General features: G+C 67.0%; 14 protein-coding genes. 10 read left to right on the top strand and 4 right to left on the bottom strand.

What is annotated here, in order from left to right; translation table 11 throughout:
* Positions 1–68 precede the first annotated feature (68 nt).
* The 6 genes from FZ983_RS21135 to queC all read left to right on the top strand — a co-directional run bounded on the left by FZ983_RS21135 (position 69) and on the right by queC (position 7,587).
* The gene (locus tag FZ983_RS21135) at positions 69–971 is read left to right on the top strand and encodes an N-formylglutamate amidohydrolase (RefSeq protein ID WP_149225491.1); all 903 of its coding nucleotides are present in this window, start codon (positions 69–71) and stop codon (positions 969–971) included.
* 19 nt (positions 972–990) lie between these two features.
* Positions 991–2,127 carry a carboxylate-amine ligase gene (locus tag FZ983_RS21130; RefSeq protein WP_188092440.1) on the top strand — a complete coding sequence of 379 codons (1,137 nt, stop codon included), beginning with the start codon at positions 991–993 and terminating at the stop codon, positions 2,125–2,127.
* Positions 2,128–2,507: 380 nt separating this feature from the next.
* Complete coding sequence (locus tag FZ983_RS21125) at positions 2,508–3,845, top strand: O-acetylhomoserine aminocarboxypropyltransferase (protein WP_149225489.1); 1,338 nt, start codon at positions 2,508–2,510, stop codon at positions 3,843–3,845.
* A gap of 10 nt (positions 3,846–3,855) precedes the next feature.
* Positions 3,856–4,683, top strand: a complete 828-nt coding sequence (locus tag FZ983_RS21120; protein WP_149225488.1) for an alpha/beta hydrolase — start codon at positions 3,856–3,858, stop codon at positions 4,681–4,683.
* A 230-nt stretch (positions 4,684–4,913) separates the two neighbouring features.
* Positions 4,914–6,746 carry a PAS domain S-box protein gene (locus FZ983_RS21115; protein WP_247883895.1) on the top strand — a complete coding sequence of 611 codons (1,833 nt, stop codon included), beginning with the start codon at positions 4,914–4,916 and terminating at the stop codon, positions 6,744–6,746.
* A gap of 100 nt (positions 6,747–6,846) precedes the next feature.
* Positions 6,847–7,587: a 7-cyano-7-deazaguanine synthase QueC gene (gene queC, locus FZ983_RS21110; protein WP_149225486.1), complete on the top strand. Its 741-nt coding sequence runs from the start codon at positions 6,847–6,849 to the stop codon at positions 7,585–7,587.
* A 41-nt stretch (positions 7,588–7,628) separates the two neighbouring features.
* Here queC and FZ983_RS21105 read toward each other — a convergent pair whose 3' ends face one another.
* On the bottom strand, positions 7,629–8,633 hold the full coding sequence (locus FZ983_RS21105; protein WP_247883894.1) for a tripartite tricarboxylate transporter substrate binding protein: 1,005 nt from the start codon (positions 8,631–8,633) through the stop codon (positions 7,629–7,631).
* A 353-nt stretch (positions 8,634–8,986) separates the two neighbouring features.
* Between FZ983_RS21105 and FZ983_RS21100 the strand changes: the two genes are divergently transcribed.
* From FZ983_RS21100 to FZ983_RS21090, 3 genes are all read left to right on the top strand, one after another.
* Entirely contained in the window at positions 8,987–9,463 is a 477-nt protein-coding gene (locus tag FZ983_RS21100; RefSeq protein ID WP_149225485.1) for a tripartite tricarboxylate transporter TctB family protein, read from the top strand.
* A complete protein-coding gene (locus FZ983_RS21095) occupies positions 9,460–10,962 on the top strand; it encodes a tripartite tricarboxylate transporter permease (RefSeq protein WP_149225484.1) in 1,503 nt (500 codons plus the stop codon). The genes FZ983_RS21100 and FZ983_RS21095 overlap by 4 nt, the downstream gene beginning before the upstream one ends.
* 119 nt (positions 10,963–11,081) lie before the next feature.
* Positions 11,082–11,315 carry a hypothetical protein gene (locus FZ983_RS21090; protein WP_149225483.1) on the top strand — a complete coding sequence of 78 codons (234 nt, stop codon included), beginning with the start codon at positions 11,082–11,084 and terminating at the stop codon, positions 11,313–11,315.
* Between the two features lie 21 nt (positions 11,316–11,336).
* Here the strand turns inward: FZ983_RS21090 and FZ983_RS21085 are convergent, their stop codons facing one another.
* Together FZ983_RS21085 and FZ983_RS21080 are read right to left on the bottom strand one after the other, a co-directional pair.
* Positions 11,337–11,687, bottom strand: a complete 351-nt coding sequence (locus FZ983_RS21085; protein ID WP_149225482.1) for a cupin domain-containing protein — start codon at positions 11,685–11,687, stop codon at positions 11,337–11,339.
* 12 nt (positions 11,688–11,699) lie between these two features.
* Entirely contained in the window at positions 11,700–12,422 is a 723-nt protein-coding gene (locus FZ983_RS21080) for an HAD family hydrolase (RefSeq protein WP_149225481.1), read from the bottom strand.
* Positions 12,423–12,735: 313 nt separating this feature from the next.
* Here FZ983_RS21080 and FZ983_RS21075 point away from each other — a divergent pair, with 313 nt between their 5' ends.
* Positions 12,736–12,948: a DUF1127 domain-containing protein gene (locus FZ983_RS21075; RefSeq protein WP_149225480.1), complete on the top strand. Its 213-nt coding sequence runs from the start codon at positions 12,736–12,738 to the stop codon at positions 12,946–12,948.
* A gap of 331 nt (positions 12,949–13,279) precedes the next feature.
* Here FZ983_RS21075 and FZ983_RS21070 read toward each other — a convergent pair whose 3' ends face one another.
* A complete protein-coding gene (locus tag FZ983_RS21070; protein ID WP_149225479.1) occupies positions 13,280–13,666 on the bottom strand; it encodes a hypothetical protein in 387 nt (128 codons plus the stop codon).
* Positions 13,667–13,675 lie beyond the last annotated feature (9 nt).

The following is a 13,675-nucleotide window of genomic DNA, read 5'->3' as shown; positions in this document are numbered from 1 at the left end:
GCTTGCCGATCGGGCTACCACCATCGGCCGCGCTTCCGCCCGGCGTGGTGGTTGCGTTAGTGTGGCGTATGGTTGTCTCCACCCCTCAAGACTCCCCCCGCCATTCCGGCCAATCCCAGGCCGGGCCGCCCGAACACCGGCAGCCGGTCACCGCGCCTGCACCTGCGCCGCGACTCGCCGCCCCGCTGCTGGGTCCCGGTGATCCGCCGCCGGCGACCACGCTGAACCCGGATGCGGGCGGGCCGCTGCTGCTGGTGTGCGACCATGCATCGCGTGCGATTCCCAAGGCGATGGGCGACCTCGGCCTGCCGGAGGAGCAGCTCTGCCGCCACATCGCCTATGACATCGGTGCGGCGGAGGTGACGCGGCGGCTGGCTGCGAGGTTCGGCGCCACGGCGGTGCTGTCCGGATTCTCTCGGCTGGTGATCGACCCGAACCGGGCGTTGGAGGATCCGACCGCGATCCCGGTGGTCAGCGACGATGTGGTGATCCCCGGCAACCGCGCCCTGGATGCCGACGAGCAGGCCCGGCGGGTGGAGGCGCTGTTCCATCCCTACCATGCGGCGGTGGCGGCGGCGCTGTCGGACATCCGCGGGCGCGGGCAGGTTCCGGTGGTGGTGTCGGTCCACAGCTTCACCCCCGCCATGCGCGGGGTGGCGCGGCCCTGGCACATCGGCGTGCTGTGGGACAACGACCCGCGCCTGCCGGTGCCGCTGATCGAGGCGCTGAAGGCCGATGGGCGCTGGTGCGTCGGCGACAACCAGCCCTATTCCGGCCGCGGCACGCTGGGCGGCACGGTGGAGACCCACGCGACGCCGGCCGGCTATCCCAACGTCCTGCTGGAGGTGCGGCAGGATTTGATCGCGACGCCGGAAGGTGCCGATCTGTGGGCTCAGGTGATCGGCGATGTGCTGGAGCCGCTGCTGGACCTGCCGTCGCTGGCCACCATCCACCATTATCCGCGGGCCTGAACACGAGATGGAAGCCGCCGTGACCGAACCGTCCTTCACCATGGGCCTGGAAGAAGAATATCTGCTGGTGGACCGCGGAACGCGCGACATCGTGCAGAGCCCGCCGGACGAGATGCTGGAGGCCTGTCAGGAGCAGGCACCCGGCCGCATCCATCCGGAATTCCTGCGCTGCCAGATCGAGGTCGGCACACCGGTCTGCAAGACGCTGGCCGAGGCGCGCGCCGAACTGGCGGCCTTGCGCGCCACGGTGGCCGGGGTGGCCGACCGCTATGGGCTGGCGCCGATCGCCGCTTCCACCCATCCCTTTGCCGCGTGGGAGCCGCAGAAGCACACCAACCGCGACCGCTACAATATGCTGGCGCGGGATCTGGGTGCGCCAGCCCGGCGGCTGATGATCTGCGGCATGCATGTCCATATCGGGATCGAGGACGACGACCTGCGCATCGACCTGATGAATCAGGTCCGCTACTTCCTGCCGCATCTGCTGGCGCTGTCGACCTCCTCGCCCTTCTGGCGCGGGCGCGACATGGAGCGCCGGTCCTACCGGCTGAGCGTGTGGCACGAGCTGCCGCGCACAGGCATGCCCGACGGTTTCCAGAGCTTCGGCGAGTATCAGAGCCATGTGGCGGTGCTGGTGAATGCCGGGGTGATCGAGGATGCCAGCAAGCTGTGGTGGGACATCCGGCCGTCCTCGCGGTTTCCCACGCTGGAGATGCGCATCACTGACATCTGCACCCGGCTGGACGATGCGGTCACGGTGGCGGCGCTCTACCGCTGCCTGCTGCGCATGCTGTGGCGTCTGAAGCTGCGCAACGTCACCTGGAGGCCCTACAAGAACCTGCTGATCGAGGAGAACCGCTGGCGTGCCCAGCGTTATGGCCTGGACAGCGGGCTGGTCGATTTCGGCCAGGGCCGCATTGTGCCCTATGCCGACCTGCTGGACGAGATCATCGATCTGACCCGCGAGGATGCCCTGCATTTCGGCTGCACCGCCGAGGTCGAGCGGGCGCGCGAGATCGTGGCCCGCGGCACCAGTGCCCACCGCCAGATCGCGATCTACCAGGAGGCGCTCGCCGACGGTGCCGGCGAGGACGAGGCGCTGCGCCGGGTGGTTGACTGGCTGGTGGAGGAGACGATGGTGGGGGTGGCGCCGTAAAGGGGTTCGCCATCAAGGAGCGTTGTGCCGGTGTGGGTAAGGTGAACACGGATTTTAGGGATTTTTCTGAGCTTGGCGATGTCGCCGCCTCTTCAGGAAGCTGCCGCTTTGCGACGGCACATCCGTGAAATCCGTGTTTCAATCCGTGAAATCCGTGTCAATCTTGCTGGCGACGCATTCCCTTCCTGGTCCCGGAAAACCTCTTCCGACACTCCGCTTTGCCAACCGCCTTGACGCGCGCGTCATGTCTCCATACGCTTCCGCGCCGTCGATGCCGCTGGAATGCGGGTTGAACAGGGCTGGCAAATAAAAAGCTGACAAGCAGAGAGGGCCGCTCGACCAAAGGCGGCCCTCTTTCCAATCCAAGGGGAGGGAGGAGCATGGCGGGCGCCAAGTTCCTGAAGTTCGATACGCAAAGCCTGCATGCGGGGCAGCGGCCCGATCCGGCGACCGGGGCGCGGGCGGTTCCGATCCACCTGACCTCCTCCTACGTCTTCAGCGACGTCGATCAGGCGGCGGCCCTGTTCAACCTTGAACGGCCGGGCCACATCTATTCGCGCATCTCCAACCCCACCGTCGCGGTTCTGGAAGAGCGGCTGGCGACGCTGGAAGGCGGGGTGGGTGCGGTCTGCACCGCCAGCGGGCAGGCCGCCATGACGCTGGCGATCATGACGCTGATGGGGGCGGGCGGGCACATCGTCGCCTCATCCTCCATCTATGGCGGCAGCCGCAACCTGCTGGCCTACACGCTGCCGCGCTTCGGCATCACCACCACCTTCGTCCATCCGCGCGACCTCGACGGCATCCGTGCGGCGATCCGGCCGGAGACCCGGCTGGTCTTCGGCGAGGTGCTGGGCAATCCGGGGCTGGAGGTGCTGGACGTGCCGAAGGTCGCGGCCATCGCGCACGAGGCGGGCATCCCGCTGATGATCGACGCGACCTTCACCACCCCCTATCTCTGCCGTCCGTTCGAGCATGGCGCCGACATCGTCATGCATTCCTGCACCAAATGGCTGAGCGGCCACGGCACCGCCATCGGCGGCGTGGTGATCGACGGCGGTCGGTTCGATTGGGAAGCCTCGGGCAAGTTCCCGACCCTGACCGAGCCCTATGCCGGCTATCACGGCATCGATTTCGCCGAGGAATACGGCCCGGCGGCCTTCATCGCCCGCGCCCGTGCCGAAGGCCTGCGCGATTTCGGCGCCTGCATGAGCCCGATGAACGCCTTCCAGATCCTGCAGGGGGTGGAAACGCTGCCGTTGCGGATGAAGTGCCACATCCACAACGCTCGCAAGGTCGTCTGCTTCCTGGAAGGGGAGCTGAATGCCGAGAAGGGTGCGGTCGCCTGGGTCTCCTACCCGGAGCTGGTGGACCATCCCGACCATGCGCTGGCCTCCCGGCTGTTGCCGCACGGCGCCGGCTCCATCATCTCCTTCGGCATCCGCGCCAGCGGGCAAGGCGGCGGGGAGGGTGGCAGCCGCGGGGCCGGGCGCCGCTTCATCGAGTCGCTGACCCTGTTCTCGCACCTCGCCAATGTCGGCGACGCCAAGTCGCTGGTGATCCATCCCGCCAGCACCACCCACGCCCAGTTGGATGCGGAGGCGCTCGCCGCCGCCGGGGTGGGGGAGGACATGATCCGCCTGTCCATCGGGCTGGAGGATTGCGAAGACCTGATCGACGACCTGAAGCAGGCGCTGCGCGCCGCCACCAAAGGCTGAGGGCCGCGCCATGCAGCTGACCGTCAACGGAACCCCCGTCTTCGTCCACACCGGCGGCCGGGAGATCGATTCCGCCCGTCCCGCCGCCCGTCCAGCAATCGTGCTGATCCACGGCGCCGGCATGGACCACAGCGTTTGGAGCCTGCAAAGCCGCTATCTCGCCCATCATGGCCGTTCGGTGCTGGCGGTCGATCTGCCGGGCCACGGCCGTTCCGGCGGAGAGCCGCTGGACAGCATCGCCGCCATCGCCGACTGGGTGATCGCGCTGCTGGATGCCGCCGGGTTGGAGCGGGCGGCGCTGATCGGCCATTCCATGGGCGCGCTGGTGGCGCTGGACGCTGCGGCCCGCCATGGCACGCGGGTGGAGGCGGTGGCGCTGCTGGGCGTGGCGGAACGCATGCCGGTGCATCCGGACCTGCTGGCCGCCGCCCATGCCGGCGAGCAATCGGCCATCGAGATGGTGATCGGCTGGGGCCATGGGCCGCGCGGTCATGGCGGCGCCCAGGGTGGCAGCTGCCCGACGCCGGGGCTCGCGCTGATCCCCGGCGGGCGCCGGCTGATGGCATCGGTCCGGCCGGGGGTGCTGGGGGTCGACCTCGCCGCCTGCAATGAATACGGGCAGGGGGCTGATGCCGCGGCGTCGGTCGCCTGTCCCGCCCTGTTCCTGCTGGGTGCGCTGGACAAGATGACTCCGGCCAAAGCAGGGCGCGCATTGGCTGCGCGCGTGAAGTCTTCGCAGGTCGTCGTCCTTCCCCAGACCGGACATATGGTGATGACCGAAGCGCCGGACGCCGTGCTGGACGCATTGACCTCTTTCCTGTCCTTGCGGCGGGGGTGACGGTATCAGCGACGAAATCATCAGGGTCAGTCCCGATTTTTCCTGACATCGCCCGTTAATGGTCGATTGCCTACTCTGACCGGCAGGATAGGATTGCCGCCCCGAATCGTGAGGGGCGGCAATCCGGCTCAATCAGTCATTGCCGGTTCAGAGGTGCCATTTTGCAGGCAGGCGAACGGTCGGTCGGCGCCCCATGCCGTATGTCGAACGGAGCGGTCGCGGTGCTGTCCATGGACGGTCGCATTCTCCAGATCGGTCAGGCGGCGGCGGAGGTGCTGGGTTACCCTCTCCAGGCGCTCACCGGCGCCACGCTGGACCGGCACATCCATCCCGAGGATCTGCAGGAGGCGCAGCAGCGGCTTCGGATCCGGGCCGCCGCTCCGACCGGCAGCAGCGGCTGCTCGATCTTCCGCTTCCGCCATGCCGATGGTGGCTGGCACTGGCTGGAGGTGACCGCTCGCAACGAACTGGCTGATCCGGAAATCGGTGGGCTGGTCCTGACCATCCGCGACGTCAGCGACACCATCGCCCTGTCGGAGCGGCTGCGCGCCAGCGAGGCGCGTTATCGCACACTGGCGGAAGCGGCGCCGGTCGGCATCCTTCAGGCCGACGCGGCCGGTCAGGTTCTGTTCGCCAATGCCCGCCTTTCCGCCATCACCGGGCTAGACACCGATCGGCTGCTCGGCGACGGCTGGCTCGGCGCAGTCCATCCCGACGACCGGGCGCGGGTTGCCGCGGAGTGGCGGAGCGAGCCGGGCCGGGATCCGCAGCCGACCGATTTCCGCTTCCACGATCCGGAGGGGGAGGGCTCCGACCGCCGGGTGCTGTGTCAGCGCATCCTGATGGAGGATGGCGGGACCATCGCCACCATCACCGATGTCAGCGAATATCTGCACACCGCCAACGCCCTGCGCCTGTCCGAAGCGCGCAACGAGGCGATCCTCGACACGGTCGCCGAAGCCATCCTCACCGTGGATGAGGCCGGCATTCTGCTCGGCTTCAACCGCGCGGCGGAGGCGATGTTCGGTGTTCCGGCCGGGGACCTGCTGTGGCGGCAACTCGACCGCCTGATCCCGCTGGCCCATCTGCGGGAGGAGGGCGGCGTCCGGCTGGAATTCGCGCCGGGCCAGACAACGGCCCTGGTCGCCCGCGACCGCGCCGCCGAGGCGGAACGCGCCGACGGAACCCAGTTTTCGGTGGAACTGTCGGTCAGCGCCAGCGAAGTGGAGGGACGCCGGATCTATACCGCCATCCTGCGCGATGTGACCGAACGGCGCCGGGCGGAAGCCGAACTGCTGGCCGCCAAGGAGGCGGCCGAGGCGGCCGACCGCGCCAAATCGACCTTCATCGCCACCATGAACCATGAACTGCGCACCCCGCTGAACGCGGTGATCGGCTTCTCCCAACTGCTGGAAGCGCGGGCGGACGTGCCGTCGGTGGGCGGTCAGGCGCAACAGCGCGACTGCGTCGTCGCCATCAGGCAGGCCGGCGAGCAACTGCTGTCCATCATCGACGATATCCTCGACATGGCGCGGGTCGAGGCGGGCGGGCTGTCGCTGGCAGAGGAGCCGATCGACCTGCCGGCGCTCGCCGCCCAGCTGGTTGCCGACCTGGAGTTTCAGGCCGCCCGCCAGGCCGTGACGGTGGAGGTGGCCACCGAGGGCGATCTGCCGCCGATGCGGGGCGATCGGCGTCGTCTGCGCCAGGCGTTGGGAAACCTGCTGTCCAACGCCATCAAGTTCAGCCATCCGCAGGGTGTGGTCACGCTGACCATGGCGCCTGCCACAGACGGCTGGGTGGAACTGGCGGTGCGTGACCGCGGAATCGGAATGCAAGCGGACGACATCGCGACCGCCCTGACCCCCTTCGCCCAGATCGACCAGACCGCCACCCGCCGGTACGAGGGAATCGGCCTTGGCCTGCCGCTCGCCCTTCGTCTGGTGGAGGCGCATGGCGGCACCCTGACGCTGAACAGCGCACCCGGTCGGGGCTGCACCGCAACCATCCGCCTGCCGCCTTCGCGCGTCATGACCATCGAGGAAATGTTGGCCATCATGACCTGATCGCCGTGACACCCGTTCTGGCCCGATACGCCGGGATGTGCCAAAAGCTGTCGCCATCCTTGCCCGTGATGGCGGGCGGCTTTGCAGAGGTGGGTGTGCGATGGCGGGTCTGGACAAGACGGTGGGTGTGCCGAAGGACGCCGTGGTGCTGGTCAGCGGCGGTCTCGATTCGACGACGGTGCTTGCCATCGCCAAGGCGGAAGGCTATCGCGTCAACGCCCTGAGCTTCCGTTACGGCCAGCGCCATTCGGTGGAGCTGGAGGCGGCACGGCGCGTGGTCGCGGCAATCGGGGTGGAGCGGCATGTGATCGCCGACATCGATCTGCGCGCCTTCGGCGGCTCGGCGCTGACCGACAGCATCGACGTGCCCAAGCACGGCAGCGCCGCAGACCTGGAGGCCGATCTGGGGCAGGGCATTCCCGTCACCTATGTGCCGGCGCGCAACACCGTTTTCCTGTCCTTCGCGCTGGCCTGGGCGGAAACGCTGGGGGCGTCCGACCTGTTCATCGGCGTCAACGCGCTTGATTATTCCGGCTATCCCGACTGCCGCCCGGAATACATCGCGGCCTTCGAAACCCTGGCCAATCTGGCCACCAAGGCCGGGGTGGAGGGGGCGAGCCGATTCAAGATCCACGCGCCGCTGATGGCGCTGGACAAGGCTGCGATCGTCCGCCGCGGGTTGGAGCTTGGGGTGGACTACAGCCTCACCCATTCCTGCTACGATCCGACGCCGGAGGGACTGTCCTGCGGCGCCTGCGACAGCTGCTTGTTGCGGTTGAAGGGCTTTTCGGAAGCCGGAACGATCGACCCAATCCGTTACGTCACCGGAACCTCACCGTAACGGATAAGGTCGTTTCGCAAGCGGCCGTTATTTCTCAGGCATCACTTCCAGGGCATCTCCGTCCAAAGGGTGCGGAACTCGCCGTCCAACTGCTTCAGCTCGGCGGCGAAGGCGTCCGCGCCGACGATGCGGAGCGGCTGGAAGGTCTCGCGTGCCTTGGCCTGGAATTCCGGATCCATCGCCGCCTTGGTGATCGCCTCGATCAGGGTGCGGCGGATGTCCGGCGGCAGACCCTTTGGGGCGCCGATGCCGCGCATGGACACCATGTCGATGGCATAGCCCTGTTCGCGGAAGGTCGGCAGGTCCGGCGCCATGTCCCAGCGCGCCCGGCTCATCACTCCCAGCATGCGTACGGGATCGCCGCCGGCAACCCCGCGCAGCCCCTCGCCCAGATTCTGGTCGCAGATCCTGGTGTGGGATCCCAGCATCGCCCGATAGTTCTCGGCGCTGCCGGCGAACGGTACATGGGTCAGCTTCACCCCGGCCTGCCGTTCCAGCAACAGCATGGCGAGATGGTCGTCGGAGCCGATGCCGGTGGAGCCGACGGTGAGTGCGCCCGGATTCCCTTTCGCGAATTCCACCACGTCGGCGACCGACCGGAACGGGCTGTCGGCGCGGACGGTCATCACGCCTGGATCGTCGACGATGTTCACCAGCGGGTCCAGCCGGTCCAGCCCATAGCGCGCCTGCCGTTCGATCGGGATGGTGATCAGGTTGGGCGTGTTGATGAAGCCGATCGTGTAACCGTCCGGCGCCGCATCGGCGATGGCGGCGAAGCCGATCTCGCCGCCGGCCCCCGGCCGGTTCAGGACGACGATGCGCCCGCTGCCCAGATAGCGCTCGATATAGGGCGCCAGCATCCGCGCCGTGACGTCGGTGGAGCCGCCGGCGCCATAGGCGACGATCATGGTGATCGGTTTCTCGGGATAGGCCGCCAGCACCGCCGCGGGGGAGCCCGCAAGCCACATCAGGGTCGCGAACGCCGCAACCAGGAAAGACGCGGCACGGCCGCCGGCCATGCGCAGGGGGATAGTCGCTGCTCTCATCGTTCGTCGTCCGATCCTTCGGGCTCCGCTCCCGGTCGAACCGGAGTCACCCGTTCATTGCGCGTGTATGTAGAAAGTCAGTACATACCATAACGGGTAATATGCCGCAAATCCGATGAGAAATCCCTTGAGTTTCTGCCGGAAATTCTCTCCATAACCGCAGAGGCCGGCAAGAACGCTCTCGACGTGGAGGTGTGGTCTGGAGATAATGCAACCGGCGGGGATGGCGCCCGCTGCCGGATCGGCGGCTTTTCGCCTTGTCCCAGGAGCGTGGGCCGCATTCCCCGATGAAGCGGAAGCGGCGCCCGGCCCTTCCGCCGTCGCATGGCTGAGAGAGCGGACACATCCATCCAATGACACACACCCTGAGATCGCCCCGGTCGGCCGCATCCCGGCTAAGATCGCCCCAGGATCTCGCGGCCGGGCTGCTGCTCAGCGCCCTCGCCCTCGGCGGGCTCTGGCTGGCGCGCGGCTGGGAGGCGGGATCGCTGGCCATGATGCAGGCCGGGTTCTTCCCGCGGCTCGTCTGCTATCTCCTGCTGGCTGCCGGGCTGGCGACCCTTGTGCGCGGATTGACGGCGGAAGGTCCGGCGACGCTGGCCTGGGCGTGGAGGCCGTCGGTCGCCATCACCATCGCCGTGATCGTCTTCGCGGCTCTGCTCGACAGGCTGGGTCTGGTGCTCGCCATCCTGGCGCTGATCGGCATCGGCGGATTGGCCGGGCGGCCGCTGCGCCCCGGCCCCTTCACGGCTCTGTGGGCCACGTTGGCCACCAGCTGCATTGCCATCTTCTCCTGGGGACTGGGCCTGCCGCTCCAGATCTGGCCATGATGGATGTTCTCGCCAATCTCTGGCTCGGGCTGGGTGTGTCGGTCGAGCCGATGAACCTGGTCTATTGCTTCCTCGGCGCCTTGATCGGCACGCTGATCGGCGTGCTGCCCGGACTGGGGCCGACGGCGACGGTGGCCCTGCTGCTGCCGATCACCTTCTACCTCCCGCCGGTGGGGGCGTTGATCATGCTGGCCGGCATCTTCTATGGCGCCCAGTATGGCGGATCGACCACGGCCATCCTGGTGAAGCTGCCGGGCGAATCCTCCTCGGTTATGACCTGTCTGGACGGCAACGCCATGGCGCGGCAGGGTCGCGGCGGCGTGGCGCTGGCCACGGCGGCGCTGTCGTCGCTGTTCGCGGGCTGCGTCACCACGCTGGTCATCGCGCTGGCCGGTCCGCCGCTGGCCGGGATGGCGCTGGCCTTCGGTCCGTCGGAATATGTGGCGCTGATGCTGGTCGGCCTGATCGGCGCGGTGACCCTGGCCCATGGTTCGGTGGTGAAGGCGGTGGCGATGATCCTCGTCGGGCTGCTGCTGTCGATGGTCGGGACCGACGTCAATTCCGGCCAGATGCGCTTCACCTTCGACATTCCGCAGCTCTATGACGGACTGGACTTCGTGCCGCTGGCGATGGGGTTGTTCGGCCTTGCCGACATCATCATCAACCTGGAGGAGACGGAAGGGCGCGGCATAGACCCGTCACCGGTTCACCGGCTGTGGCCATCGCTGCAGGACTTCAAGGATGCCTGGCCGGCCGCGGTGCGCGGCACGGCGTTGGGCGCCTTGCTGGGAATTCTGCCGGGTGGCGGGGCGACGCTCAGCGCCTTTTCCTCCTACGCGCTGGAAAAGAAGGTGGCCCGCGATCCCTCCGCCTTCGGCAAAGGGGCCATCCAGGGCGTCGCCGGTCCGGAGGCCGCGAACAATGCCGGCGCCCAGGCCAGCTTCATCCCGATGCTGAGCCTCGGCATCCCGTCGAATGCGGTGATGGCGCTGATGGTCGGCGCCATGATGATCCACGGCATCACGCCGGGACCGCAGATCATGACCAAGCAGCCGGACCTGTTCTGGGGCATGATCGCCAGCATGCTGGTCGGGAACGTCATGCTGGTCGTGTTGAACCTGCCGCTGATCGGGCTTTGGGTCCGGCTTCTGCGCGTGCCCTACGCCTATCTGTTCCCGGCCATCCTGGTCTTCTGCTGCATCGGCACCTACAGCCTGAAGAACGACGTCTTCGATGTGCTGCTGATGGCCGGATTCGGCGTGTTCGGCTATGTGCTGAAGAAGCTGGATTGCGAGCCGGCGCCGTTGCTGCTTGGCTTCGTCCTCGGCCCCCTGCTGGAGGAGAATCTCAGCCGCGCCATGCTGCTGTCCCAGGGCGACCTGACCGTCTTCGTCACCCGTCCGATCAGCGCCGGCCTGATGGTCGTGGCCGCCGGCCTGTTGGCGCTCATCCTGTTGCCGGCCTTCCGCCGCCAGCGCGAGGTGGCCTTCAAGGAATAGGGCTGGCCTTACCCGGAACCGGGTCCTGGGGCGTCACGCCGCGGGATTCGGTTCTTGCCGAATAAGATAAAATTTTATATAAATGCGCTTGTACTTGTTCGGGATGATGGGAGCGCATCATGGCCGCCAATGTCTGGTTCGGACGTCGACTGACCGGTGGCGCCATGCGCGCGGTGATCCGCGAGCATCGCCGGGCCAACGCCCGCAAGCGCGCGCTGACCCGTGACGTCGCCCGCCTGATGCTGGTCGCCTCCGTCGTCGTGCTGGGCGTGCTGGCGGTGGAGATCGGGCGCAAGGCCGTAACCATCATCAGCCACGGCGCCGCGCAGAACTCGGTCGAACTGACGGGTTGAGCGGGTCAGCTGAGTGCCCGTTCAGGGTAGGACCACCACATAGCGCTTGGTCGTGGTCGCGACCACGGTCCAGCTGCCTTGGAATCCGGGTTCGATGACGAAACGGTCTCCGGCCGTCAGTGTCCAGGACCGGCCATCGTCATGGGCGACGATGCTTTCGCCCTCCAGAATCTCGCAATATTCCCACTCGTCATAGACGATGCGCCAGGAGCCCGGAGTCGACCGCCAGCTTCCGGCGAACCGCTTGCCGTCCGCCGACTCGTAACCGTTCCAAGTCGTGAAGACGGGTGCGCCGGACAGCACGCGGTCTGCGGCCGGGCCGCCGGTTTCGGGGGTGATGCCGTCCAGGTCGGGCAAGGGAAGCAAGGTCATCGATATGGCTCCTCACCAGGCCGCCAGCAGTGCCGGCAGGTCGCTGACCGAGTCGAGGCGGCGGTAATGGTCGTCGGGCACCTCGGCCTCTTCATGGGCCCAGGTGATGGCATAGGGGATGTGGACGGCATGGGCGCCGGCCGCCAGCACCGGCAGGATGTCCGACCGCACCGAGTTGCCGACCATCAGGAAGCGCGCCGGGTCGATGCCGTGGCGGTCCATCACCCGCCGGTAGGTCGCCGGGTCCTTTTCGCTGACGATCTCCACCGCGTGGAATAGCTCCGACAGGCCGGAGCGGGCGATCTTGCTTTCCTGGTCGAACAGGTCGCCCTTGGTGATCAGGACCAGCCGGTAGCGGGACGCCAGCGCCTCCACCACCTCCGCCACGCCGGGCAGCAGTTCCACCGGGTGGTCCAGCATCGCCTTGCCGAAATCGATCAGGCTCTGCAGGTCGCGGGCGGCGACCTTGCCGTCGGTGATCGCGATCGCCGTCTCGATCATCGATAGGACGAAGCCCTTGATGCCGTAACCATAGACCCGCAGATTGGCCCGTTCCGCCTCCAGCAGGCGGCAGTCGAGATCGGTCGGGTCGGCGGCATGGGCCAACAGGGCGCGGAAACGGTCCTGCGTCATCGAAAAGAGCGATTCGTTGTGCCACAGCGTGTCGTCGCCATCGAACCCGATGGTATCGAAGGTCTGGTTGCCGGGGCCGCCGGGGGTGTGGATGCCGCTCATATGCCTGTCCGCAGGTCCGCTCGATTGATCCGTAAGTAAAACAATACATGACCCAAGTCGGTCAGTCTTGTCCAGGCCGGGAAGGTGCTAGTGCCCGCTATTGTCCGTCTGCCAAACCGTAAGTATCCGTAATGACGCTTTTGCCACAGATCGGTGACATTCCATGGCGAGTTCTTCGCTGCCTGCAAAGCGGGCATGTTGCCGCCGGGGGTGGCAACATGGCTCAAAGGAGCGTAATTATATTTCCACACAAGGAGGACGTGATCGCCGACCGGCGGACCCTCCATAACAAGACATCTCAGGAATCTCCATCATGGCAACCCTTCTGCATTCGGCCGAGACCGGCCGCAGCACCTCCACCTTCTCCCATGTCGTCGAAATGGCCTCGAACCTGTTGGGCCTGTGGCGCCAGCGCGTCGTGACCCGCCGCGAGCTGGGCTATCTGGACGACCGTATGCTCCAGGACATCGGCTTCAGCCGCCTGGATGCCGAGCGCGAGATGTCGAAGCCGTTCTGGCGCGAATGAGCGCCTGCACGCCGGCCGGCGAACGCACCGGAAAAGGCCGCTTCCGTTGATCGGAGGCGGCCTTTTTGTTTGTGCGCCGAGCATGGGCGCGTTCTTGAGGGTGGAAGTCCCTCCGTAAGCTGGTCACAGCGAACGAAGTGAAGCGCAACTGCGGAAGGGTGACCGAGCGTGGGGAGGAAGCGTGGATCGCAGCTGCGGGCCGATGGACAAGAACCGGATATGAGGCGGTCCTGGCGCCGGGGAAGACCATGCTTCCGGGACCTGACGGCCAAAGGGGCCAAGCCCGATGTCGCCCAACAGGTCGCGGCAAACAGCCGGCGCTGGGGGCACATCACCCCAGTTTTGCGTAGCCGCGTTCGATCACCCGCTCGGCCGCTTCGTACACCGCCAGCATTTCCTCGTAAGCGGTACGCAGGCGGGCGAGTTCGGCGACGGCGGATTGTTCCGGATGGCGGGCTTCCGACATATGCAGGCCGGCGCGGATATAGTCGGCGCGCAGTTCGGCGACCCGCACCGCCATCCGCAGGAAGGAGTCCCGGTTCAGGTTTGGCAACTCGCGCCCGATGACCTCGCAGTTGGCCTCCAGGATGGCGGCATCCATGTTTTCCAGGAAGCGGCGGATGCGTTGGCTTCGGCCGCTGTCGGCGGCATCGGCCGTCAGCAGCTTGTCGACCTTGCCCTTGCTGTATTCGCCGATGATCTTGCCGCCGGATGCCATGGGGTGACT

Origin of the sequence: Azospirillum sp. B21 (assembly GCF_008364825.1) — a bacterium.
Taxonomy (GTDB): Bacteria; Pseudomonadota; Alphaproteobacteria; order Azospirillales; family Azospirillaceae; genus Azospirillum.
Note: the sequence above shows the minus strand (reverse complement) of the source record. Positions and strands in the feature narration are given on the sequence as shown.

Bases quoted from the DNA above. Each gene is read 5' to 3' on its own strand.
- FZ983_RS21135 (WP_149225491.1), top strand. From the start codon at position 69: ATGGTTGTCTCCACCCCTCAAGACTCCCCCCGCCATTCCGGCCAATCC.
- FZ983_RS21125 (WP_149225489.1), top strand. From the start codon at position 2,508: ATGGCGGGCGCCAAGTTCCTGAAGTTCGATACGCAAAGCCTGCATGCG.
- FZ983_RS21120 (WP_149225488.1), top strand. From the start codon at position 3,856: ATGCAGCTGACCGTCAACGGAACCCCCGTCTTCGTCCACACCGGCGGC.
- FZ983_RS21115 (WP_247883895.1), top strand. From the start codon at position 4,914: ATGGACGGTCGCATTCTCCAGATCGGTCAGGCGGCGGCGGAGGTGCTG.
- queC (WP_149225486.1), top strand. From the start codon at position 6,847: ATGGCGGGTCTGGACAAGACGGTGGGTGTGCCGAAGGACGCCGTGGTG.
- FZ983_RS21105 (WP_247883894.1), bottom strand. From the start codon at position 8,633: ATGAGAGCAGCGACTATCCCCCTGCGCATGGCCGGCGGCCGTGCCGCG.
- FZ983_RS21100 (WP_149225485.1), top strand. From the start codon at position 8,987: ATGACACACACCCTGAGATCGCCCCGGTCGGCCGCATCCCGGCTAAGA.
- FZ983_RS21095 (WP_149225484.1), top strand. From the start codon at position 9,460: ATGATGGATGTTCTCGCCAATCTCTGGCTCGGGCTGGGTGTGTCGGTC.
- FZ983_RS21090 (WP_149225483.1), top strand. From the start codon at position 11,082: ATGGCCGCCAATGTCTGGTTCGGACGTCGACTGACCGGTGGCGCCATG.
- FZ983_RS21085 (WP_149225482.1), bottom strand. From the start codon at position 11,687: ATGACCTTGCTTCCCTTGCCCGACCTGGACGGCATCACCCCCGAAACC.
- FZ983_RS21080 (WP_149225481.1), bottom strand. From the start codon at position 12,422: ATGAGCGGCATCCACACCCCCGGCGGCCCCGGCAACCAGACCTTCGAT.
- FZ983_RS21075 (WP_149225480.1), top strand. From the start codon at position 12,736: ATGGCAACCCTTCTGCATTCGGCCGAGACCGGCCGCAGCACCTCCACC.
- FZ983_RS21070 (WP_149225479.1), bottom strand. From the start codon at position 13,666: ATGGCATCCGGCGGCAAGATCATCGGCGAATACAGCAAGGGCAAGGTC.